18 protein-coding genes and 3 pseudogenes are annotated in these 21,314 nt (G+C 69.7%); 8 read left to right on the forward strand and 13 right to left on the reverse strand.

The window, feature by feature from the left end; genetic code table 11:
• Window positions 1-1,342: discoidin domain-containing protein (locus VG296_RS16890; protein ID WP_325566695.1), on the forward strand; the 1,342-nt coding region annotated here is incomplete at its 5' end.
• A gap of 105 nt (window positions 1,343-1,447) precedes the next feature.
• Here the strand turns inward: VG296_RS16890 and VG296_RS16895 are convergent.
• The 10 genes from VG296_RS16895 to VG296_RS16940 form a co-directional block, all read right to left on the reverse strand.
• Complete coding sequence (locus VG296_RS16895; RefSeq protein ID WP_325566696.1) at window positions 1,448-2,230, reverse strand: ATP-binding cassette domain-containing protein; 783 nt, start codon at window positions 2,228-2,230, stop codon at window positions 1,448-1,450.
• Complete coding sequence (locus VG296_RS16900; RefSeq protein WP_325566697.1) at window positions 2,227-3,195, reverse strand: ABC transporter permease; 969 nt, start codon at window positions 3,193-3,195, stop codon at window positions 2,227-2,229. Before VG296_RS16900 ends, VG296_RS16895 begins: the two co-directional genes overlap by 4 nt.
• 15 nt (window positions 3,196-3,210) lie before the next feature.
• On the reverse strand, window positions 3,211-4,365 hold the full coding sequence (locus tag VG296_RS16905) for a substrate-binding domain-containing protein (protein ID WP_325566698.1): 1,155 nt from the start codon (window positions 4,363-4,365) through the stop codon (window positions 3,211-3,213).
• 73 nt (window positions 4,366-4,438) lie between these two features.
• On the reverse strand, window positions 4,439-5,464 hold the full coding sequence (locus VG296_RS16910; RefSeq protein ID WP_325566699.1) for an ABC transporter permease: 1,026 nt from the start codon (window positions 5,462-5,464) through the stop codon (window positions 4,439-4,441).
• The gene (locus VG296_RS16915; protein WP_325566700.1) at window positions 5,461-7,044 is read right to left on the reverse strand and encodes a sugar ABC transporter ATP-binding protein; all 1,584 of its coding nucleotides are present in this window, start codon (window positions 7,042-7,044) and stop codon (window positions 5,461-5,463) included. The genes VG296_RS16910 and VG296_RS16915 overlap by 4 nt, the downstream gene beginning before the upstream one ends.
• Before the next feature lie 2 nt (window positions 7,045-7,046).
• Window positions 7,047-8,234 (reverse strand): substrate-binding domain-containing protein, encoded by a 1,188-nt coding sequence (locus VG296_RS16920; protein ID WP_325566701.1) that lies wholly within the window; start codon window positions 8,232-8,234, stop codon window positions 7,047-7,049.
• A gap of 93 nt (window positions 8,235-8,327) precedes the next feature.
• Window positions 8,328-9,830: an L-arabinose isomerase gene (gene araA, locus VG296_RS16925; protein WP_325566702.1), complete on the reverse strand. Its 1,503-nt coding sequence runs from the start codon at window positions 9,828-9,830 to the stop codon at window positions 8,328-8,330.
• A complete protein-coding gene (locus VG296_RS16930; RefSeq protein ID WP_325566703.1) occupies window positions 9,830-10,531 on the reverse strand; it encodes an L-ribulose-5-phosphate 4-epimerase in 702 nt (233 codons plus the stop codon). Before VG296_RS16930 ends, araA begins: the two co-directional genes overlap by 1 nt.
• Window positions 10,519-12,228 carry a ribulokinase gene (araB, locus tag VG296_RS16935; RefSeq protein WP_325566704.1) on the reverse strand — a complete coding sequence of 570 codons (1,710 nt, stop codon included), beginning with the start codon at window positions 12,226-12,228 and terminating at the stop codon, window positions 10,519-10,521. The genes VG296_RS16930 and araB overlap by 13 nt, the downstream gene beginning before the upstream one ends.
• 75 nt (window positions 12,229-12,303) lie before the next feature.
• Entirely contained in the window at window positions 12,304-13,362 is a 1,059-nt protein-coding gene (locus tag VG296_RS16940; RefSeq protein ID WP_325566705.1) for a LacI family DNA-binding transcriptional regulator, read from the reverse strand.
• A gap of 142 nt (window positions 13,363-13,504) precedes the next feature.
• Here VG296_RS16940 and VG296_RS16945 point away from each other — a divergent pair, with 142 nt between their 5' ends.
• The 5 genes and pseudogenes from VG296_RS16945 to VG296_RS16965 all read left to right on the forward strand — a co-directional run bounded on the left by VG296_RS16945 (window position 13,505) and on the right by VG296_RS16965 (window position 16,643).
• Complete coding sequence (locus VG296_RS16945) at window positions 13,505-14,611, forward strand: PP2C family protein-serine/threonine phosphatase (protein ID WP_325566706.1); 1,107 nt, start codon at window positions 13,505-13,507, stop codon at window positions 14,609-14,611.
• A gap of 172 nt (window positions 14,612-14,783) precedes the next feature.
• A pseudogene (locus VG296_RS33240) lies at window positions 14,784-15,008 on the forward strand (Clp protease N-terminal domain-containing protein); the annotation flags it as partial.
• A gap of 52 nt (window positions 15,009-15,060) precedes the next feature.
• A pseudogene (locus VG296_RS32910) lies at window positions 15,061-15,654 on the forward strand (AAA family ATPase); the annotation flags it as partial.
• Entirely contained in the window at window positions 15,651-16,088 is a 438-nt protein-coding gene (locus tag VG296_RS16960) for a DUF5709 domain-containing protein (RefSeq protein WP_325566707.1), read from the forward strand. The pseudogene VG296_RS32910 and the gene VG296_RS16960, both read left to right, overlap by 4 nt.
• A gap of 36 nt (window positions 16,089-16,124) precedes the next feature.
• Window positions 16,125-16,643, forward strand: coding sequence for a TrmH family RNA methyltransferase (locus VG296_RS16965; RefSeq protein ID WP_349259589.1), 519 nt, complete (start codon window positions 16,125-16,127; stop codon window positions 16,641-16,643).
• A gap of 42 nt (window positions 16,644-16,685) precedes the next feature.
• Here VG296_RS16965 and VG296_RS16970 read toward each other — a convergent pair whose 3' ends face one another.
• Window positions 16,686-17,297: a hypothetical protein gene (locus VG296_RS16970; RefSeq protein ID WP_325566709.1), complete on the reverse strand. Its 612-nt coding sequence runs from the start codon at window positions 17,295-17,297 to the stop codon at window positions 16,686-16,688.
• 367 nt (window positions 17,298-17,664) lie between these two features.
• Between VG296_RS16970 and VG296_RS16975 the strand changes: the two genes are divergently transcribed.
• Both VG296_RS16975 and VG296_RS16980 read left to right on the forward strand, forming a co-directional pair.
• Entirely contained in the window at window positions 17,665-18,081 is a 417-nt protein-coding gene (locus VG296_RS16975) for a hypothetical protein (protein ID WP_325566710.1), read from the forward strand.
• 104 nt (window positions 18,082-18,185) lie between these two features.
• Window positions 18,186-18,701, forward strand: a pseudogene (locus VG296_RS16980) (LysR family transcriptional regulator substrate-binding protein); the annotation flags it as partial.
• Window positions 18,702-18,868: 167 nt separating this feature from the next.
• On the opposite strand, the gene VG296_RS16985 reads toward VG296_RS16980, so the two are convergent.
• A complete protein-coding gene (locus VG296_RS16985; protein ID WP_325566722.1) occupies window positions 18,869-19,450 on the reverse strand; it encodes a hypothetical protein in 582 nt (193 codons plus the stop codon).
• 105 nt (window positions 19,451-19,555) lie between these two features.
• The gene (locus VG296_RS16990) at window positions 19,556-21,217 is read right to left on the reverse strand and encodes an alpha/beta hydrolase (RefSeq protein ID WP_325566711.1); all 1,662 of its coding nucleotides are present in this window, start codon (window positions 21,215-21,217) and stop codon (window positions 19,556-19,558) included.
• Between the last annotated feature and the right edge of the window lie 97 nt (window positions 21,218-21,314).

The following is a 21,314-nucleotide window of genomic DNA, read 5'->3' on the forward strand; positions in this document are numbered from 1 at the left end:
CCTCAACACCACCCCCACCCAAGCCACCGTCCCCACCAACTCCGGCCTGCTGTCCCTCGACGAAGACGGCACCGCCTGCTCCGCCGACTACTACATGCGCCTGACCGGCGACGGCGGCAAAATGCTCAAAGGCCAAATCGCCCTGACGAGCGTGCGCCCGACCCAGCCCGTCGTCAGCGGAGGCGGCGGACCGCAGCCCGGCTCGAACCTGGCACTGAACGTGGCGACGAGTGCGAGCGGCTCAACGTCGGGCTACCCGTCGTCCAACGCCGTCGATGGCAACGCCACCAGCTACTGGGAGTCGACGGACAACGCCTTCCCACAGTGGCTCCAGGTCGATCTTGGGACGACGTACTCGATCGGCAGCATCACGCTCACTCTGCCGCCGGCGAGCTCGTGGTCTACCAGGTCGCAGACGATCCAGATCCTTGGCAGCACCGACAATTCGACCTTCACCCAGATCGTCGCAGCCACCGGATACACGTTCGATCCGTCCACCGGAAACAGCGTCACCATCGCGCTGCCGACGATCACGACGAGGTACGTGCGTCTCAACATCACGGCGAACACGGCGTGGCCGGCCGGACAGATCTCCGAGTTCCAGGTCTACGCGGCCACCTCGGGCTCGAACTCGCAGCCGCCGACCGCGCCGGGCAACCTCCAGAGCAGCTCGGTGACCTACAACAGCGTCGCGCTCTCGTGGACCGCGTCGACGAGCAGCGCGGGCGTGGCCGGCTACACGGTCGAGAAGATCAACGGTTCGACCACGACTACCGTCGGCACGACGAGTTCGACCTCGTATGCGGTCAGCGGCTTGTCGGCCTCGACGACGTACCAGTTCGCCGTCACCGCACACGACTCCTCGGGCAACGTCTCCGCCGCGTCGAACACGGTGTCTGTCACGACGTCGGCCGCGCCGGCGAACTCGAACCTGGCGCTGAACAAGGCGACAAGCGCGAGCGGCTCCACCCAGGGCTACGTCGCCGCGAACGCCGTCGACGGCAACACGAGCACCTACTGGGAGTCGACTGACAACGCCTTGCCGCAGTGGATCCAAGTCGACCTGGGCTCATCGGTGAGCGTCAGCAGGGTCGTGATGGACCTGCCGCCGTCCACCTCGTGGTCCACACGCACCCAGACGATCACGATCCAGGGCAGCACCGACGGCTCGAACTACTCGACGTTGGCCGCCTCGACCGGCTACACCTTCAACCCGTCCTCCAGCAACACCGCCACCGCCACCTTCACCGCCTCCACGGTCCGCTACGTGAAGCTCACCTTCACCGCCAACACCGGCTGGCCGGCCGGACAACTCTCCGAACTGCAGGTCTTCAGCAGCTGACCGCGCTGAGGCAGGGAGTGCCGCCGGCTTCCCTCAGAGTCCTTCGACATGGCGGACCGGGCCGGTCACTCCACTCCACCGGCCCGGTCCTGCTTGCGGTCCCCGCTATGACGCCGTGCGGTACTCGGCGTGTACGAGTTCGAGTAGTTCGGCGACCGAGGTCTCGGCCGTCGGTCGGTCGAAGGTGATCTCGCCGTGCTGCAGGAGGTTCACCCGGTCGCACACGTCCATGACCTGGCTGTAGTTGTGTGCGATCAGGATGACCGCGAGGTCGCCGCGCTGGCGCAGGCGGTCGATCAGGCGGAGGATCTGGCCGCCTTCACGGGCGCCCATGGCGGCGAGGGGCTCGTCGAGCAGCAGGACCTTGGCGGCCGTGTTGACCGCGCGGGCCACGGCGATCGCCTGGCGTTGGCCGCCGGACAGGGCCCTGACCTCGGCGCCGACGGAGGGGATGTTGATGCCGACCTCATCCAGCGCCCGCACGGCCTGCCGCTTCATGGCGCCGTGGCGCAGGAACGGGCCGACGGTCAGTTCCTTGTTGAGGAAGAAGTTCAGGTACACCGGCAGTTCGTCCACCAGCGCGAGGTCCTGGTACACGGTCTCGATGCCCAGCGAGCGCGCGTGCGCGACCGAGCGCAGCGGGACCTCCTCGCCGCCGATCAGGATCCTGCCGGAGTCCGGGCGATGGAAACCGGTGATGATCTTGATCAGCGTGGACTTGCCTGCTCCGTTGTCGCCGAGCAGGCCCAGGACCTCGCCCGCGCGCACGTGCAGGTTGATGTCCCGCAGCGCGGTGACCGGGCCGAAGCGCTTGGAGATGCCCTCTACGCGGAGGGCTTCCTGACCGGGTTCCGATGTGACCGGGGTGTTCGCGTCCTCCTCGCTCATCGCAGGTACTTCCTTCGCAGGTTCGAGATGTAGACGTTGAGCAGCATCGCCGCGACCACGGCCACGCCGATGACGACGTCGAACGCGTAGGCGTTGACGCCGGTCAAGGTGAAGCCGTTTTGGATGATCGCCAGCAGGATGGCGCCGAACAGCGCGCCGACCACCGTGCCGGAGCCGCCGAGCAGCGCCGTGCCGCCGATGACCGCCGCCGCCACGGCCATGAACATCATCTGGGAGCCGCCGCTGGTGGGGTCGAAGGAGCCGACCCGCACCTGGTCCACGATCCCGGCTAGCCCGGCGAAGAGGCTGGTCAGCATGAAGGTGGCGACCTTGACGCGGCTGACCTTGATGCCGGACTCCGCCGCGCTCAGCGGGTTGCCGCCGGCGGCCTGCGCGTACACCCCGTACTTGGTGTACGACAGCGCCACCTGCATCAGGGCGATGATGATCAGGGCCCAGACCAGCTCGGACCAGCGCCAGCCGCCGAGCACGTCGGCGAGCGTGCCGGTGAGCGGCGGCGGAGTCGGCTCCGCGTTGGACTGGATGTACGTCATGCCCTCGAGGAAGAAGCCCATGCCGAGCGTCGTGATGAACGAGGACAGGTTGAACACCGTACGGATGAGGCCGTTGACGAGCCCGATGCCCATCGACACGAGTATCGCCAGCACCAGCGAGAGCGGGACGTCCAGGCCCTGGTTGTAGAAGGCCATCATGACGAAGGGCACGAAGGTGTAGGTGAAACCGGCCGACAGGTCGATCTCGCCGCAGATCAGCAGCAGCGACTCGCCCGCGGCGATGATCGCCCAGGGCGCGAAGTACTGCATGATGATGTGGTAGTTGTTCGTGGTGTTGAACGCCGAGCCGTAGCTTCCCAGCGAGAAGTACAGGAACGCGGCGACCGTCACGAGCACGATGCTCAGCTCGCGGCGCCGCAGTAGAGCCTTGCCGAACGTTTGCTGTGCCATACGAACACGCCCTAGTCAGCTCTGGACGGTGGACGGAGCGGGCAGGCTGATCGCGCTGGGCATCGGGACGACGGCGTGGTTGGCGCCGCCCTCGATCCAGCTCTTCGAACTCGCGTACGGGCTGACGTTGCCGGAGGTGACGAACGTCAGGCCGGTGTCGGTGGCCGGCGGGAAGACCAGCGAGCCGGTCATCCGGTACATGAACAGGTACAGCACCGGCAGGAAGCCCTGCAGGTAGGCCGACTGGTCGATGGTGAAGTCCATCGCGCCGGAGCTCACGCCGGTGATGGTGTCGGCGAGCAGGTCGTAGCCGCCCGCGTGCACCTGGCCCTTGATGCCGTACTTCGTGATCATCTGCGCGATCGAGGCGGTCGAGCCCGCGTCCACCGCGTAGATGCCCTTGGCCGCCTTCTGGCCCTGATACGCGGACTCCATCGCGGACAGTTCGTCCGCCTGCGCCGCGCCGGTGTCCACGGTGTGCACGGTCACACCTGGGGACTTGGCCGCGAGCGCGGCCTTGAGACCGTCGAGGCGCGGCTGCACGTTGAGCGAGCCCGGCTGCGAGATGCCGACCAGGATGGTGCCCGAGGTGACCTGCGTGGCGATCTTCTCGCCCATCTGGTACCCGGACTGGTACAGGTCCTGGCCGACATAGGCGAGCGCGTAGTTGCCGGTGGCGTTGGCGTTGTAGGCGATCACCGGGATGCCCGCCGCGAGCGCCGCCTTGGTCGGGGCGACGAACGCGTTGGAGTCGGTCAGCGGGATCGCGATCCCGTCGACCTTGGCGGAGATCGCGGTCTCGAAGGCGTTCACCATCTCGGAGACCACGCCGTTCTCCGAACCGGTCCAGGTGGGCGTCGCCAGGCCGAGCAGGCTCGCGGCGTCCTTCATCCCGCTCTGCGTGGGTGCGAAGAACGAGTTGGTGGTCACGTGGTTGACGAAGGCGAACTTCCAGGCCGAGGTCTTCGGGAAGTCGCCGATGCTGCCGGACGAGTTCGAGCCGCGCGAGCTGCTGCACGCGGCCAGCGCCGAGGCGGCCAGCGCCGTCCCGCCGCCGATGCCGAGCGCCCGCAGCACGGACCGCCGCTCGACCTGCCCGCCCTCCCCGCCCCGCACGCCGACGGCGCCGGGCGCGGAGGGGTATTCCTGTCCTGCTATCGATCCAGCCATGAGCAGACCTCTTTGTCGCTTGTGGTGGTTTGAGGCGTGACAGTATTCAGTTGATGTGCGGGTATTACCTGCCTCAGCGTCTGTTGCCGCCGAAGTACTGGGCCCTGATCCGGTCCGCCAGGATCGCGACGCCGAGCACGACGCCCTGCGCGACGGTCTGGTAGTACTCGTTCACGTTCAGGGCCAGCAGGCCGTTGGAGATGAACTCGAGCAGGATGGCGCCGGCCGCGATGCCGACGATCCGGCCCTCGCCGCCGAACAGGGACACGCCGCCGACCACGGCCGCGGCGATCGCGGTCAGCTCGTAGCCGGAGCCGGCAACCGACGGGTCGGCCACGCCGAGCCGGCCGATGATCAGGATTCCGACCAGGCCCGCGAGGGTGGAGCTGATCACGTAGGTGCTGGTCACCCGGCGGCGGGTCGGGATGCCCGCGAGCCGCGCGGCCTCCGCGTTGCCGCCGACCGCGTAGATCTGCCGGCCCACGTAGGTGCGCTCCAGCAGGAACCAGGCCGCGACGCACACGCCGACGAAGATCAGCGCCGGGATCGGCACCGGCCCCGCGTAGTACAGCGACAGGTCGCCGAAGATGTTCGACAGGCCGGTGATCGGCGTGCCCGAGGTGATCGACAGGGCAAGGCCCTTGCACACGGTGAAGGTAACCAGAGTGATCACGAAGGGCGGCACGTTCAGCTTGTTGACCATCGTGCCGTGCCAGTAGCCGACGCCGGCGCAGACCAGCAGGGTCGCCGCGATGGCCACCGGACCGGGCATCCCGTGGGTGACGTTGAACCAGCCGGCCAGAATTCCGGCGAGGCCGGCCAGGCCGCCGACCGACAGGTCGATGCCGCCGGTCAGGATGACGAAGGACTCGCCGACCGCCAGGATGCCGAACTGGGCCAGGTCACGGCCCATCACCTGCAGGTTGGCGGTGGAGTAGTAGGTGTGCGCCGAGGAGGAGAACGCGATGAAGGCCACCACGCAGGCCAGCACCACGCCGGCCTCGGGCGTCGCGACGAGTTTGCGCAGCAGGGAGGCCGCGGCCGAGGGCGCGGCCGCGGTGTCCGCCGCGTCGGCGGGGGTCAGGGTCGGGGCGCTCACGTCGGGTTTCCGTTCAGCTCGTTGCGGGTTTGGACGGCTTGGCCGGTCGCCGCGGCGGTCATGATGCTCTCCTTGGTCGCGTCGGCCCGTTCCAGCACGGCGGCCACCCGGCCGCGGTGCATCACCGCGATGCGGTGGCAGATCCACAGCAGCTCCTCGAGTTCCGAGGAGGCCGCGACCACGGCCATGCCGGATTCCGCGGCGCGGTCGATGAGTTCGTAGATCTCCGCCTTCGCGCCGACGTCCACGCCGCGGGTCGGCTCGTCCAGCAGCAGCAGCCTGGGCCCGGCGGCGAATGCCCGCCCGAAGATCGCCCGCTGTTGGTTGCCGCCGGACAGCGAACCGATCGGCTGGTCCACGGACTGCATGCGGACCTTGACGTTGTCGGTGATCGCCGTCGCCGCGGAGCGGACCCTGCGCGGCCCGAGGATCCCGCGGCGGCTGATCCGGCGCAGGATGCTGATCGTGACGTTGTCCCGGATCGGGGCGAACAGCACCAGCGACTGCTGCTTGCGGTCCTCCGGGATCATCGCGATCCCGGCGTCGGTGCCCTGGCCGGGGTTCTTCGGCGCGTACGGCCTGCCGCCGAGCCGCATGGAGCCGCCGGTCGCCGGCTGCGCCCCGGCGATCGTGTGAATCAGCCGACTGCGACCCGAGCCCATCAGCCCGGCGACGCCGAGGATCTCGCCCTCACGCACCGTCAGATCCACCGGACCGAGCCCGTCGGCGGTGAGACCGGAGATCTCCAGCAGGGTCGGGGTGCCGGTCGGAGCCGTCTTCGGCGTGCTGTGCGCGACCTCGTTGCCGACCATTTCGCGGATCAGCCGGTCCTCGCTCGCCTCCTCGGGCGCGAGGTCGGCGACGAGCCGGCCGTTGCGCAGCACGATGATCCGGTCGGCGATCGCCCGAACCTCGTCGAGCCGGTGCCCGATGAACAGCACCGCCTTGTCCTGACCGGCCGCCCGCCTGGCCAGGTCCAGCACCAGCCGGGCCTCGACCGGGCCGAGCGAGGAGGTCGGCTCGTCCAGGATCAGCAGCCTGGGGTCGCGGCCCCAGCCCTTGGCGATCTCGATCAGCTGACGGGCCGGCACCGGCAGCTCGCGCACCGCGCGGCGCACCGGGATGGACGCCGGGTCCAGGCCGATCGCGGCGAGCATCGCCTCGGCGGCGCGCCGCTGCGCCCCGCGGTCCACCACGACCCGGCGGCGCGAGTCCGCGGGGCGCCGGCCGAGCAGCAGGTTCTCCGCCACCGAGAGCTGCCCGACCAGCGGGAACTCCTGGGACACCAGCGCCACCCCGAGCCGCGCGGACTCGGCCGTCGACCCGGGCGCGAGCTGGTGCCCGTCGATCTCGATCTCTCCTGCGTCGCGGCGCACGGACCCGGCCAGCGTGCCCATGAGCGTGGACTTGCCCGCACCGTTCTCGCCCACCACGCCGACCACCTGGCCGGCGTAGAGATCGAGCTCGGGCAGATCGAGCACGCGCACCGGGCCGTAGGTCTTGTGAACCCCCCTCAGCCGCGCGATCACCGCGCGGCCGAGAGGAGTCACCGACCTTTCCAGAGTCGGTTCCACGGTCATCGTCAGCCGATTCCGAGCTGCTTCTCGAGGGCGACGTACTGTGCGTAGTCGGCCTGCGTCACCACGCCGATGCCGGAGCTCAGCGTGCTGCCGTCGGACTCCAGGAACGGCTTGACCAGGGACGCGGTCGCGGACGCGCCGAGGACCTTCTCCGCGGCCAGGATGTAGGCGCCGGTGAAGCCCTGGTAGTACGGCATCTGCACGACGGTGGCCGAGATGGTGCCGGACCGCACCGCGGACAGCGTCGCCGGGTCGGTGTCGTCGGAGACGATCTTCACCGAGGCGGTCTTTCCGGCGGTCGTCACGGCCTTCGCCAGCGCCGGGCCGTCGTAGGAGTACACGCCGTACAGGCCCTTGACGTCGGTGTGGTTGGCCAGGATCGTCTCGGCGTCCGACTGGGCGGTCGAGGCGGACAGGTTGTCGTTCTCGGTGACCGTCACCTTGATGCTCGAGCCCGCGAGCGCCTGCTTGAAGCCGGCGATGCGCTGGGTCGCGTTGGCCGCGGTGAGCGAGCCGACCAGGACCGCCACGTCGCCGGTGCCGTTCAGCGCCGCCCTCATCGCCAGGCCCGCCTGGTAGCCCGCCTGCTGGTTCGGGGTGCCGAGGTACAGGCCCTGGGCCTCGGTGCCGGGCAGCGGCGAGTCGATGGCGAGCACGAACAGGCCGTTGGACACGTCGGTCGCGATGGTGCTCTTGGCCGAGGCCGGGTCGATCGCGGAGATCGAATAGCCGGTGATCCCCTTGCCCCGCAGGGTTTCCAGCTCGGAGTCCTGCTCGGTCAGCGTGCCGTCCGGCGGCGCGAAGAAGGTGCAGTTCGACGAGCTCAGGCCGACCGCGGAGCAGCCCGCCTGGAAGCCGGTCTTGCCCGCGTTCCAGTAGTCGGCGGCCACGTTGACCACCATGGCGATGTTGACCTTCGAAAGGTCGTGCCCCTTGAGCGCGCAGGCGATGGCGCCGTCCAGCGCGGTCAGGTTCGCGTTGTTGAAGCTGACGCTGCCCTGCAGCGCGTTGCCGCCGGAACTGGCGGTAGCCGCCGCGGACGGGGATGCGAGGCAGTTCGCCGGAACGGTGCCGGCCGCGTCGGTCGCCGTGTTGCTCGTACCACCGCCGGACTTGGAGCAGCCGGCGGCGGTCAGCGCGAATATCAGTGCCGTGGCAGCGGCGGCGGTCCGGTGTCGCTTGATCCTCATTGATCAGTGCCCTTCGAGTATTTATTTGAGGGTGGGTGGTGCGGGTAGCGCGGGCGACGGCGGAGTGCGGCCTGCCGTCGCCCGCGCCGGTCTCTACAGGCCGCGGGCCAGCCGGTGGTACGCGGCGTTCCAGCGCAGCTCCTTCTCGAAGCCGCGCACGGTGCTTTCGGCGCCGATCGTCACCAGTTCCACGCCGAGCTGCTCGGCCAGGTCGGTGAGCACCTCGCGGTCGACGGCCGAGGAGAGCACGGTGTGGTGCGGCGCCCCCGCGATGAGCCAGGACTCGACGGAGGTGCGCCAGTCCGGGCGCGGGCTCCACACGGCGCGCGCCACCGGCAGGGCGGGCAGCGGCTCCGGCGGGGCGACGACGTCGATCTCGTTCGCGATGATGCGCAGCCGGTCGCCGAGGTCGGCCAGGCCCACGACGATCGCCGGGCCCGGCGCGGCGTCGAACACCAGCCGGACCGGGTCCTCGCGGCCGCCGATGCCGAGCGGGTGGATCTCGCAGGAGGGCGTGTCCGCGGCGATGGTGGGGCAGACCTCGAGCATGTGCGCGCCGAGGATCAGCTCCCTGCCGGGCTCCAGGTGGTAGGTGTAGTCCTCCATGAACGAGGTGCCGCCCGGACGGCCGGTGCCCGCGGTCTTGAGTGCGCGCAGCAACAGCGAGGTCTTCCAGTCGCCCTCGCCGCCGAAGCCGTAGCCGTCGGCCATCAGCCGCTGCACGGCCAATCCCGGCAGCTGCCGCAGTCCGCCGAGGTCCTCGAAGTTCGTGGTGAACGCGCCGAAGCCGCCCTCGGTGAGGAACTGCCGCAGCCCGGCCTCGATCCGCGCCGCGTAGCGCAAAGACTCGTGTCGCTCGCCGCCCTTGCGCAGCGCCTCGTCGACCGTGTACACGTCCTCGTATTCGGCCACCAGCGCGTCGATCGCGGTCTCATCGGCGCCGTCCACGACCTCGACCAGGTCGTTGACCCCGTAGGTGTTGACCGACGCGCCGAGCCGGATCTGCGCCTCGACCTTGTCGCCCTCGGTCACCGCGACGTCCCGCATGTTGTCGCCGAAGCGGGCCAGCTTCAGGGTGCGCAGATCGGCCCGGGCCAGCGCGGCGCGCACCCAGTCGTCGATCCGCGCGACGACGCTCGGGTCGGAGACGTGCCCGGCGACGGTCTTCCTGGCCACCCCGACGCGCACGTTGATGTGCGCGTACTCCCGGTCGCCGTGCGCGGCCTGGTTGAGGTTCATGAAGTCCATGTCGATGGTGGACCACGGCAACGGCGCGTCGGCCTGCGTATGCAGGTGGAGCAGCGGCTTGTCCAGCGCGTTCAGCCCGCCGATCCACATCTTCGCCGGGGAGAAGGTGTGCATCCAGGTGATCACGCCGACCACCGAGTCGTCGGCGCTCGCGTCGACGAGCGCGCGGCGTATCGAGTCGGCGTCCAGCAGCACCGGACGCCATTCGATGCGAACCGGCAGCCCGGCCGCGTCCAGCTTCTCGGCGATCCGCTGCGCCTGCTCGGCGACCTGACGCAGCGTCTCCTCGCCGTACATGGCCTGGCTCCCGGTCAGAAACCACACGGTCCTCGGGGTCTGCGCAGTCATTACTTCGTGCCCTTCTGGCCGTAGACGTTCGTGTAGCGGTCATGCAGGGACGTGATGTCGGCGTCGCCGAGCCGGTTGACCGGGCCGAGCAGCCGGGCCAGGTGCACGGTGCGCGCCGCGTCCTCGACCATCACCGCCGCCTTGACCGCGGCCCGCGCCGATTTCCCGACGGTGAAAACCCCGTGATGACGCATCAGAACGGCAGGAGACTTACTCGCCTCGAGGGTCCGCACGATCCCCTCGCCGATCGCCTCGTCGCCGATCAGCGCGAACGGCCCGACCGGGATGTCGCCGCCGAACTCGTCCGCGATCGCGGTGAGCACGCAGGGGATCGCCTCGGCGCGCGCGGCCCAGGAGGTCGCGTAGGGGGAGTGGGTGTGCACCACGCCGTGCACGTCCGGCCGGTGCCGATAGACGAACGCGTGCGAGCCGGTGTCGCTGGAGGGGGCGTAATCGCCCTCGATCTTGTTGCCGTGCAGGTCGCACACGACCATCGACTCGGGGGTCAGGTCCGCGTACTCGAGGCCGCTGGGCTTGATCACCATCAACTCGGCGCCGCGGACGCGAGCCGAGACGTTTCCCGACGTCCAGGCGACCAGCCCGGCCGCGGGCAGGTGGGCGTGCAGGGCGCAGACGTCGGCCTTCGCGGCCTCCACCGCGGCGCGTACGTCCTCGGATATCTCGGATGTCACAGTGCCCATTTCCAGGTGCCAGCCTTGATCTCGCGCAGCCGGTGCAGCACGTCGTTGCCGCCGCGGCCGAAGTGGTCGTGCAGGGTCAGGTATTCGGCGAAGAGCAGGTCGTAGGCGGCGGCCCGGTCCGGGTCCGGCCGGTAGGCGCCCGAGACGAGGCTGCCCATGGCGTGCGCGGCACTCGGCACGTCCGGATACGCCCCGGCCGCGACCGCCGCGTGGATCGCCGTGCCGAGCGCGGGGGCCTGCTCGGATCCGGCCAGGCTGACCGGACAGCGCAGCACGTCGGAGTACATCTGCATGAGGAATGCGTTCCTGGTCAGGCCGCCCGCCGCGATGAACTCGGTGACCTCGACTCCGCCCGCGGCCAGTGCCTCGACGATGATCCGGGTGCCGAACGCGGTGGCCTCGAGCAGCGACCGGTAGACCTCGTGCGGCTCGGTGGCCAATGTCAGGCCGAAGATCACGCCGGACAGGTGGTGGTCGACGAGCACCGAGCGGTTGCCGCTCTGCCAGTCCAGGGCCACCAGGCCGTGCCCGCCGACCGGCTGCGCCTCGGCCTGCTCGGTCAGCAGTTCGTGGATGGACAGACCACGCTCGATCGCCGCCGCGTGCAGCTCGGGGCCGACGAATCCGTTGACGAACCAGGCGAAGATGTCGCCGACACCGCTCTGTCCGGCCTCATAGCCCCAGAGCCCTGCGATGATGCCGCCGTCCACGACCCCGCACATGCCGGCGACGTCCGCGGGCGCCCCGCCCCCAGGGCCGCTGACGACGTGACAGGTCGAGGTCCCCATGATCGCGACCATCCGGCCCGGCTCGACCGCCTTGACCGCGGGAGCCGTGACGTGCGCGTCCACGTTCCCGACGCAGACCGCGATCCCCTCGGGAAGCCCGGTCCACGCGGCGGCTTCCTTGGTAAGGCCGCCCGCACGGTCACCGAGAGCGGAGATCGGATGCTCGATCTTGGCGGTGAAATCGACAAAGTCGGGATTCAGCGCGGTCAAATAGTCATCGCTCGGGCGAGCGCCGTCCTGAAGGATTCCCTTGTATCCGGCGGTGCAGGCGTTGCGCGTCTCAGTGCCCGTCATCTGCCAGGTGATCCAGTCCGTCGCCTCGATCCAGCGATCGGCGCGGTGGTAGATCTCCGGGTCCTCTTCGAGCAGTTGCAGCCCCTTGGCGTACTCCCACTCGGAGGAGATCTTGCCGCCATAACGCCCGATCCACGGCTCGTTCCGCTCGTGCGCCAGGGCGTTGACGCGGTCGGCGTGCGGCTGTGCGGAGTGGTGCTTCCACAGCTTCACGTAGGCGTGCGGCCGGTCGCGGAACGCGGGGAGTTCGCACAGCGGAGTGCCGTCGGCCAGCGTCGGCAGCACGGTGCACGCCGTGAAGTCGACGCCGATTCCGATGACTTGATCGGCCGGAACTCCCGCGACCCGCACAGCCTCTGGCACCGCGCGCCTCAGCACCTCGCGATAATCGTCGGGGTCCTGCAGCGCCCAGTCCGACGGAAGGCTCGCCCCGCTCGAGGGCAGGGCGCGCTCGATCACCGCGTTGGCGTACTCGTGGACGGCGCTGCCCAGTTCGGCGCCGTCGGAGACCCGGACCACCAGGGCCCGCCCGGAGAGCGTGCCGTAGTCCACGCCGATCACGTATTCATCGACAGCTGGATTGTTAGCGTTAACAAGTTCGGCGTCGGTGCTCATCGTCGAGTTCCCATCGGCGTCGTTCGCGGAGGTGGGGCGTGGGTTCTGCTGCGCTTCTACTGACTAGGTGTTGAACTACAGCACTTGCGGCGGGGCGGTGGAGGCGCGCACCACGAGGCTCGGACCGACGGTCACCCGGGGAGCCTGGCGCGGCGCGGGCACGCCCGCGGCGGCGCCGTCCACCAGGTCGATCACCGTGGCCAGGGCGCGCCGCCCGACCTCGTCGAAGTCCTGTCGGATCGTGGTCAGCGGCGGACCGAAGTACTCCGCCTCGGGGATGTCGTCGAAGCCGATGATGCTCAGCTGCTCCGGCACCTTGAGCCCGGCCTGCTGAACCGCTCGCAGCAGGCCGAGGGCGGTGTGGTCGTTGGCGCAGAACACGGCAGTGACCGGGTCCTTCTCGTCGCGCACCCGATCGACGACCTCCCGGCCGAGCTCGAAGCCGCTGCGCGCGGTCCAGTCGCCGCCGTAGATCGGCTCGGGGACCGCCGCGCCGCGCGCGAGCAGCGTGCGCCGCCAGCCGGCCTCGCGCTCCTGCGCGTCCAGCCAGGAGCGGGGTCCGGCCACGTGGTGCACGGTGCGGTGGCCGAGGTCCAGCAGGAAGGAGGTGGCCTGCTCGGCGCCCGCCTCGTTGTCCACGGCGACGGACGAGAGCGCGGCGTGCGTTCCGCAGCCGACCGCGACCAGCGGAATGTCCGAGCGGACCTGGGACAGCGCGTTGACCGCGCTGTTCTGCGGGGCTATCACGATCATGCCCTCGACGGCCTGGTCGCGCAGCCGTTCGACGGCGTCCAGCACCGAGCGCCGGTCCAGCGCCGAGAGCGCGGCCACCGCGACGAAGTAGTCGAGGTCCTTCGCGGCCTGCTCGATGCCGTACAGCATCGACGCCGGGCCGTAGAGTGTGGTGTTGAAGCTGATGACGCCGAGGGTGCGGGTACGACGGGTCACCAGGGCCCGGGCGGCCACGTTCGGCCGGTAGCCCAGCTCCCTGATGGCGGCCAGCACCCGCTCCCGGGTCGTCGGCTTCACATTGGGATGGTCGTTGAGCACCCGGGAGACCGTCTGGTGCGAGACGCCGGCGGCCTGCGCGACGTCGGCCATGACGGGCGCCCGACCATTCCCAGTGGAGTGCATGGAGAAATTGATAGCGCAAACATTTTGGCGGGTCAAGGCTTGCGGAGCCGAACGGCGCGAAGCTCCGGTCACGCTTTGGAAACGCTCCGAACATGGGCGCGGTAGGCCGCCACCGAACCGAGTGGGTACCATTTAGGGCACTATGAGCACCCCTGTGCAGCCGAGGCCGCCCACCGTGGTGTCGGTGCTGACCTGGACGGTCACGCTGACGGCCATCGTGCTGGGCACCGGCGTCGTGCTGGGCTCGAACAACCGGCTCGTCGGACTCTTTGTCTTTCTGCCCGCGATCATGGCGGGTTTCGCGACGGTGCGGCAGACGCTGTTCGTCGCCGCGTGGAGCCTCGGCGTCACGGTCGCCGCCGTGCTCTACTACCCGGAGCCGCACCAGCGGGACGCGGTGCTGACGGTGCTGCTCACCCTGCTGTTCGGGTTCGCCGCGGTCTTCATGTGCCACCGGCGCATCCGGCGCAACGAGCAGATGGCCAGGCTGCGCTTCACCGCGAACGCGATGCAGCGGCAGATCCTGGCCCCGCTGCCGCAGCACACCCCGGAGGTCGTGGTCGGCGGCGTGTACGAACCCGTAGACGAGGACAAGCTGGTCGGCGGTGACGTGTACGACGTGGTGGCCAGCCCGTTCGGCACCCGGGTGCTCATCGGCGACGTGCAGGGGAAGGGTCTGCCCGCGATCGGCGCGGCCTTCAGCATCATCGGCGCCTTCCGGGAGGCGGCGTACCGCGAGCCGGAGATCATGGACGTGGTCGACGCGCTGGAGTCGGCCCTTGTCCGGCACAACGCGTATGCCGCGCAGGACGGCCGCTCCGAGCGCTTCGCCACCGCGCTGGTGCTGCACATCGGACTTGTCGGCGAGCCCAAGGTGCTCGCCGTGAACTGCGGCCACCTCCCGCCGATCCTGCTCGGCCGCCGCGGCGGCCCGGTGCCGATCGAGTTCGCCGCCACCGGCCTGCCGCTCGGCCTCGGCGACCTGCTCGACACCCCGCGCGAGCCGAACGCCTTCGAGCTGCTGCCCGGCGAATGCCTGCTGCTGTACACGGACGGGCTGAGCGAGGCGCGCTCGCGCAAGGGCGAGTTCTACCCGCCGGAGCGTGCCCTGCGGGCCGCGCGCGGCGTACCGTTGGAGCGGGTGGCCGAAGCGCTGCGCAAGGACGCACGGGAGTTCTCGCGCGGGCGCCAGCAGGACGACATCGCGATCATCACTGTCTACCGGCCCGCCGCTCCGCCCTCGGCGTAGCCCGCGTTCGCTCGATCGGCCCACTCCGGCAGCGTCGGCTCGGTACTCCTACGTACGGTCGACGCGTCGCCCGCACAACCGAGAAGGAGTGAGCGCCATGTCCATCTCGTCGTCTTTCGGTGGACTCGGCGAACAGGATCCGTTCGCCGAACTGCTCGGCCGGTTCTTCGGCATGTCCCCGGCCAGCTCGCCGCCCGCCGTGCAACGCGTGCCGATCGGACGGCTGCTCACCGAGTCGGCGCGCGAACTGCTCACCCGGGCCTCGGTGCGCGCGCAGGCGGACGGCAGCGCCGATCTGGACACCGAGCACCTGCTGTGGGCGGCGACGGCGGCCGAGCCGACCCGCTCCGCCTTCACCCGCGCCGGGGCCGACCCGGATCAGGTGGCGAAGGCGATCGAGTCCGCACTGCCGGGGGAGAGCGGCACGCCGTCCGCGGGGCCTGGTCTGACGCCGGCGGCCGTACAGCGTGCTGCTGTTCGACGAGATCGAGAAGGCGCACCCGGACGTCTTCAACACCCTGCTCCAGGTGCTCGACGACGGCCGGCTCGCCGACGCGAAGGGCCGAACGGTCGACTTCAAGCACACGGTCGTCATCCTGACCAGCAACATCGGCTCGCAGCTGATCCTCGGGCGGCAGGGCCGGGTGGACGAGATCCGCGACCAGCTGATGGACCGGCTCCAGGCGCGCTTCCTGCCGGAGTTCCTGAACCGGATCGAGGAGATCGTGGTCTTGAGCGTGCTCTCGGAGGATGATCTCAACCAGATCATCGAGCTCCTGCTCGACCACAGCAGGCGCCGGGTGCGCGCGCAGGGCCTCGAACTCGAGGTCATGGACGCGGCCAAGCGCAAGCTCGTCGAGTTGGGCCACCGGCCCGAGTCGGGCGCCAGGCCGCTGCGACGCACGCTGCAGACGGAACTCGACAACCGGCTTGCCGTGTTGCTGCTCGACGGCAGCGTCCAGCCGGGGGACACTGTCGTCGCCGACGTGGGCGAGGACGGGAAGCTCAGCGTACGACTCGCTGGAGGTGCGGAGGAAAGATGAGTGAGACGACCGAGTTCGACGAGTTTTCGTACGACGATCCCGAGGACGACGGCGTCCTCGAGCCCGCCGACGATCTGACCACGGACGACTACGAGGACGATCCGCTGGACACCGGCATCGAACCGCCGGACCACTACGGCGCCTCGAACTGGCACGGCGTCACCGCGGCGGAGGCGCGCGAGGGCGAGACCCTCGACCAGCATCTCGCCGAGGAGGAGCCCGACGACGACGAAGAGGACGAGGAGTCGGAGGACGTCGTCGACGACCGCTGGGCCGACGGCCCCGGCCCCCGCTCCGGCCGCCTGGTCGCCGACGGCCGCCTGACGGCCGAGGACGTCGGCACCGACGCGTACGCCGCCGGGGCCGAGGAGGCGGCCGTGCACCTGCTGGACAACGGCGAGATCCGTTACCATTCACTGCGTGAAGACGAGTGATTTCATAGTCCGTAAGGGGGCTCCGGCCCCGCTTCGGTGACCGGGCCGGTGCGGGCCAAGTCCCGCGGTGACATCAGGGGGCAGCGAAGGCGGCGCGCGCATTCCTGCTGGGATCATCTGATCGCCGCGCCCCTCTGGCCCATGCACGGCGTGAATCTCGGGACGCTGCTGCGCACGTGCGACGCGGTCGGAGCCTGCCTGGCCGTGCCGCGCTATCCGTGGGTCCCGGAAGCCCTCGAACGCGGTAACACGCTGCGCAGGCCGACCTGCGTGCACTACACCGGTGACCAGATCAACTGGCTGACCGCGCAACGTGCGCGCGGCAGCCTCGTCGTCGGCGCCGAACTGGCCGACGAGGCCGTTCGACTCGCCGACCTGCCGCCCGCTCGCGGCCGCACCGTTCTGGTGCTGGGCCACGAGCGGACCGGCATTCCACCGGAGGCTCTGGAACTGCTGGATGTCGCGGTCGAGATCCCCATGGTCGGCCACGGCGCGAGCCTCAACGTCGCCGTCGCGGGATCCCTGGTGCTCTACCGGCTGGCCGGTCTGCTGTGACCGCTCGGTCCGGTATGAGCGCCGTGGTCCGTCGTCACGCCGTCAGGAGCCGACCGGCGGTGCCGGCGGCTGCTGCTGCGGCTGCTCCGCCTGATCTTCCGGCTGCTGGAAGGGCTGCTGCTGCGGCGGCACGAACGGGGCGGGCTCCGGCTGAGGTTCCGACTGAGGTTCCGGCTGGGCGGCGGACTGCTGCGTGCGCGCCTTGATGCCCGCGCCGACGGCCGCGAGTGAGCCGCCCTGCTGAGTGAATCCGAGGTAGCTCTGCGCCCCCGCCGCGAGCGCGATGACCAGCGCGACGAAGTAGCCCCAGGAAGGTCCGGCGGAGCCGCTGATCCCGGCCGGCAGGCTCGGGTAGGTCAGACCCTGGATCGCGAAGAGCAGCACGGCGAATGCGGACAGGACCAGCCCGATGAAGGCCCGGTTCACGCCACTGGCCAGCTGCGGAACGTTCAGCTCGACGCCGAAGGCCGGGAGCGCCAGCACGACCCCGTAGACCAACAGCAGTAGGACCGGGAACCAGTCGATGAAGCCGCTCGGGTCCGACCACGCGTTGGCGTGTCCGGAGGCGCTCCCGAGGATCCCCATGTCGACCGATGCCGAGAACCACGGCAGGAAGCTGAAGATGAACAACAGGAGGCCGGCCGCCGATAACACCTGTTCGGTTCGACCGATCTTACTTAGATCCATTTGTTGTGCCTTCCCAAGAAGATCCGCTTTTATCGCAAGGCAGCGATTCTCCGGGATTGTAGAGCCAAGCGACGCGTCTGCGTAACCGAACGGAGCAGCATCTTGATAAAGATCATGGAGGTCACGGCGTCGCACGGCCCGCCGTGCGGGTGACACGGCGGGTGCTTCCGGTTGCGTGGGGGTGGCGCGGATACCCAGGGTGGAAGAATCCGATCAAAGGAGGCTCGCCGTGCCGTCACTTAGACTTTCCTGTCTACTTGTTGCAGGCCTCGCATTCGCTCTCGCCGTACCGACGGCGTCCGCCGCGTCATCCGCCGCGCTCGATTCCGTAGCTTTGCTACAAAAGGACGGCCTGATCTTCCAGGATTCCGCGGGATACCTCGGCGCCGAAGGCCCGGCCGCTCAGGTCAAAGCGGCGTCCGCCGAACTCGCGGCCGGTCACGTCGGCAATACCGCGCTCTATACCGGCGTGGGCGAGACCGGCACCGGATTCCTCGTCATCTCGGGCGACGGCCTGCCGCCGACGACCGACTTCCAGGTGATGGGCATGACCGCCGCCAACGTCGAGAACAACTCCGACCAACTCGACGCGGTCTACTCCGACGACGGCAGCCAACTCGACGCGGCCGTCCCGCCGAATACGGACATGGACATCACGCCCGTCGACATCGACTACGCCGCCTACCCGCCCGACTACACCCCGCCGCCCGACAACCACGGCCTCAACCCCACCGCGCAGTTCGACTTCTAGCCTCGCCTACTCGTTCCGACGTCCAGTCCAGATTTCTAGTCCGCGGCGCGCACGAGCACCTTGCCGACGTGGTCGCCGCGAAGCATGCCGAGGAACGCGTCGACATGTGCTCGAAGCCCTCGACGACCGTCTCGTCCACGACCACCGGCCCGGAACACGGCGCCGCCGTCCACCTGCTGCCGCCCGCGCTCGAACGCCTCACGGCCCGTCACTCCGGCGTCGTCCCGCGGGTGCTGATCGTGCGCGAACTCGGGCGCGGCACGGCGGGCGAGGTGGCGGACGGCCGGGCCGACCTCGCGATCGCCACCCTCGCCGAGGACGCCTACCCAGAGCCCGGCCTCACCGCCGTCCACCTGCTGCGCGAGCCGTTCGACCTGGTCCGCCCGAAGGGAGTGACCGAACTCGGAGGCCTTCCGCTGATCGACTGGGCCGAGAACTGCTCGTCGTACACGAGGTCGTGGTGGGCCCGCCAGGACTGGCTGCCGCGCACGCGGATGGACGTAGCGGACGACGGCGTCGTGCTCTCGATGGTCGCGCGCGGCGTCGGCCTCGCGATCCTGCCGCGGCTCACGCTCGGCGACGGGCATCCGGCGGGCGTGGACGTCCTCCCGCTCGGCCCCGAGCCCTCGCCCACCCCGCCGCATCGTCTCCGTCACCGCCCGCGCGACGTCCGGCGCCCTCGCGGTCCGCGAGCTGATCAGGGAGCTGCGATCCCAGGGCCGCATCCACTCAGGACAGTGACCCGTCATGTCCCCGGCTGCTCATATCTGGGCCTCATATCTAGGTCTCATAGCTGCGGCTCATATCTGCGCGCCGACTGCAGCAGCCCGTACACGAACTCGGTCGCGACCGTCACCTTCACCCCCGTCCCGTCATCGACGTCGACCAGCGCCAGGTCACGCGTCGGCGCTGAGCCCTCCAGTTGCCGCAGCCGCCCGAACGCGATCGCCGCATCCCCGAGCACGCACGACCACGGCGTCAGATCACTGAGACTCCGCAGCGTAGGCCGCGGCACGCCAGGCGCGCGCACCAGATGCTCCTTCAGCAGCATGTCGCCCGGCCCGATGAACGCCTCGAAACGCAGCCCCGGCCAGACGTCCTGCGTAATCTCCCACTGCTCGCAGCGGCACGCCGCGTCCCCCACCGTGCGCTCGATGACCTCCACCGGCTTCCCGAGGATGCGACGCAGCTGACCCAACGATCCGCGTGAGTGCCTGCCGCGCAGCATCCGTTGCCACGTCGCGTTCACGGCGCGCATCTCGGTGACGTCGTACCCGAGATGGGTGCGCGCGTTCTCGACCATTTGCGGCTGGTAGTCGGCCATCCGACGCAGCAGCACCAGCGGGAATTCCGCCGCGCTGAGCGGCACCGAGGGGATCGTCATCGTGTGCGCCGTTCGCTGCTCATTCCCGGATCTTCGCACACGTCTCCGACAGCTATGCCTCCGACGACTGCGCCCTCCGACGACTGCGCCCTACGCCTGCTGCGCCTCCGCGAACAGTAGAGCGTCGAGTCTCGCGGTGTCGGCTGCCGTCCACCCCGGAGGCTGGGTCACGGCGGCCCATGCGGCGACCGGGTTCTGGCCGAAGTTGTGCCCGTACCCGTCCGGGACGCCCGCGGCCCCGGCCAGGTCGCAGGTGACCTGCCAGAAGGTGATGAACGGATACCAGGAGAAGGCGGGGGAGACGTCGGGCGCACGCGGCGCGTTGAGCCACTGCGGGTGATCCCAGATCAGCTCGGGCTGCCACCACGTCACCGGGTCCGAGCCGTGCTGCAGATAGACCACGCGCGGCGAGGCCCACGCGGACGGCGGCGAGTCCAGGTCCGCGGCGCGATGGGCGAAGCGCACGTCGATGCCGCGCTGGAAGATCGGCTGCCAGATCGGGCTGCCCGGGTCGCGGTCGTACGTGACCTGCTGCCAGACCGGGTTATCCGGTGTCGGGCCGATCAGCACGCCGCCTTGGCTGCGCGCGAGCAGGTCCGACACATGGCCGCCGAACGCCTCCTCGGTGGCGTACGAGCCCAGACTCTCGCCGGAGACCAGCAGCATCGGCCGGTCGGCGGCCGGGAGCGTGGACCAGTGTGCGTAGACGGCGTCGAACAGCGCGGACCCGGCGTTGGCCGCCTCGTCCTCCGTCAGGAATGAGACCCAGCTCGGCAGATACGAGTACTGGATCGCGACCAGCGCGCTGTCTCCGCCATACATGTACTCGACCGGCTTCGCGAGGTTCTCGTTGATCCAGCCGCTTCCGGTCGTGGCGAACACGACGAGCACCTTGCGCCGGAAAGCGCCCGTGCGTTCCAGTTCGGCCACGGCCAGGTTCGCGCGGTCGGTCAGCGTGGACGCCGACTTGAGCCCCGCGTACACCCGGATCGGGTTCATCGCGGTCCGGTGCGTGAACGCGGCGATCTGCGCGCTGCTGGGCGTCTGGCCCACGAAGTCGCGGCCCTTCGAGCCCAGGCTGTCCCAGGTCTCGAGCGACTGCGGGCCGCCCGAGAGCGTCGGGAGCTCCGGGCGCACGATGCCGGCCGAGGTCGAGCCGTTGGCCAGCGACGCGGCGCTCTCGGCGACGCTCAGCACGCCGCGGACCAGGAAGCCCTGCACGATGCCGACGATGATGACCACGGCCACCACGGCCGCCGCAGCCATGGCGAGCCGCGCCGGCATCAGCCGCGTGAGCCCGCGGGCGATGGTGCGCGTGAGGAGCCGGATCGACCGCCCCAGCACCACCAGCAGCCAGCAGAGCAGGGCGGACACGATCGGCACGAGCATCCACTGCCACCACACGACGTGCGGATACATGCCCATCAGCCGCCGCAGCCCGTCCTCCCAGGTGACGCTGTGAATCGTCACCCAGATCACCGCGCCCAGGCCGAGCACCGCCAGCGCGATCCAGCTCCACAGCCGCACGTCGCGCGACGGCCGTACGCCGAAGTACCGGCACGCCCACCCGATCACCGCCCCGATCGCGTAGCCGACGGCGGCCGTCACCCCGGCGGCGAGGACCTGCAGCGCCCAGGAACGCGGCAGCAGCGACGGGGTCAGCGAGAGGCAGTAGCAGGTCACGGCGCCGACCGTGCCGCCCCAGCCTGGCGGGCGCCGCACCACCGGCGTGCGCCGAAGTCTGCTCTGCATATCAACTGGCTTTCTGGACTTATCAGTGTCTTGCGTCGCTCTTCGGCTCAGGCTACGTCGTCCCTGCCCGGCGGCCGCGACACGCACCGCCCGACAC

The sequence above is a fragment of the Actinospica sp. genome (genome assembly GCF_035552695.1).
Taxonomy (GTDB): domain Bacteria; phylum Actinomycetota; class Actinomycetes; order Streptomycetales; family Catenulisporaceae; genus Actinospica.

Bases quoted from the DNA above. Each gene is read 5' to 3' on its own strand.
- VG296_RS16895 (WP_325566696.1), bottom strand. From the start codon at position 2,230: ATGAGCGAGGAGGACGCGAACACCCCGGTCACATCGGAACCCGGTCAG.
- VG296_RS16900 (WP_325566697.1), bottom strand. From the start codon at position 3,195: ATGGCACAGCAAACGTTCGGCAAGGCTCTACTGCGGCGCCGCGAGCTG.
- VG296_RS16905 (WP_325566698.1), bottom strand. From the start codon at position 4,365: ATGGCTGGATCGATAGCAGGACAGGAATACCCCTCCGCGCCCGGCGCC.
- VG296_RS16915 (WP_325566700.1), bottom strand. From the start codon at position 7,044: ATGACCGTGGAACCGACTCTGGAAAGGTCGGTGACTCCTCTCGGCCGC.
- VG296_RS16920 (WP_325566701.1), bottom strand. From the start codon at position 8,234: ATGAGGATCAAGCGACACCGGACCGCCGCCGCTGCCACGGCACTGATA.
- araA (WP_325566702.1), bottom strand. From the start codon at position 9,830: ATGACTGCGCAGACCCCGAGGACCGTGTGGTTTCTGACCGGGAGCCAG.
- VG296_RS16930 (WP_325566703.1), bottom strand. From the start codon at position 10,531: ATGGGCACTGTGACATCCGAGATATCCGAGGACGTACGCGCCGCGGTG.
- araB (WP_325566704.1), bottom strand. From the start codon at position 12,228: ATGAGCACCGACGCCGAACTTGTTAACGCTAACAATCCAGCTGTCGAT.
- VG296_RS16940 (WP_325566705.1), bottom strand. From the start codon at position 13,362: ATGCACTCCACTGGGAATGGTCGGGCGCCCGTCATGGCCGACGTCGCG.
- VG296_RS16945 (WP_325566706.1), top strand. From the start codon at position 13,505: ATGAGCACCCCTGTGCAGCCGAGGCCGCCCACCGTGGTGTCGGTGCTG.
- VG296_RS16960 (WP_325566707.1), top strand. From the start codon at position 15,651: ATGAGTGAGACGACCGAGTTCGACGAGTTTTCGTACGACGATCCCGAG.
- VG296_RS16990 (WP_325566711.1), bottom strand. From the start codon at position 21,217: ATGCAGAGCAGACTTCGGCGCACGCCGGTGGTGCGGCGCCCGCCAGGC.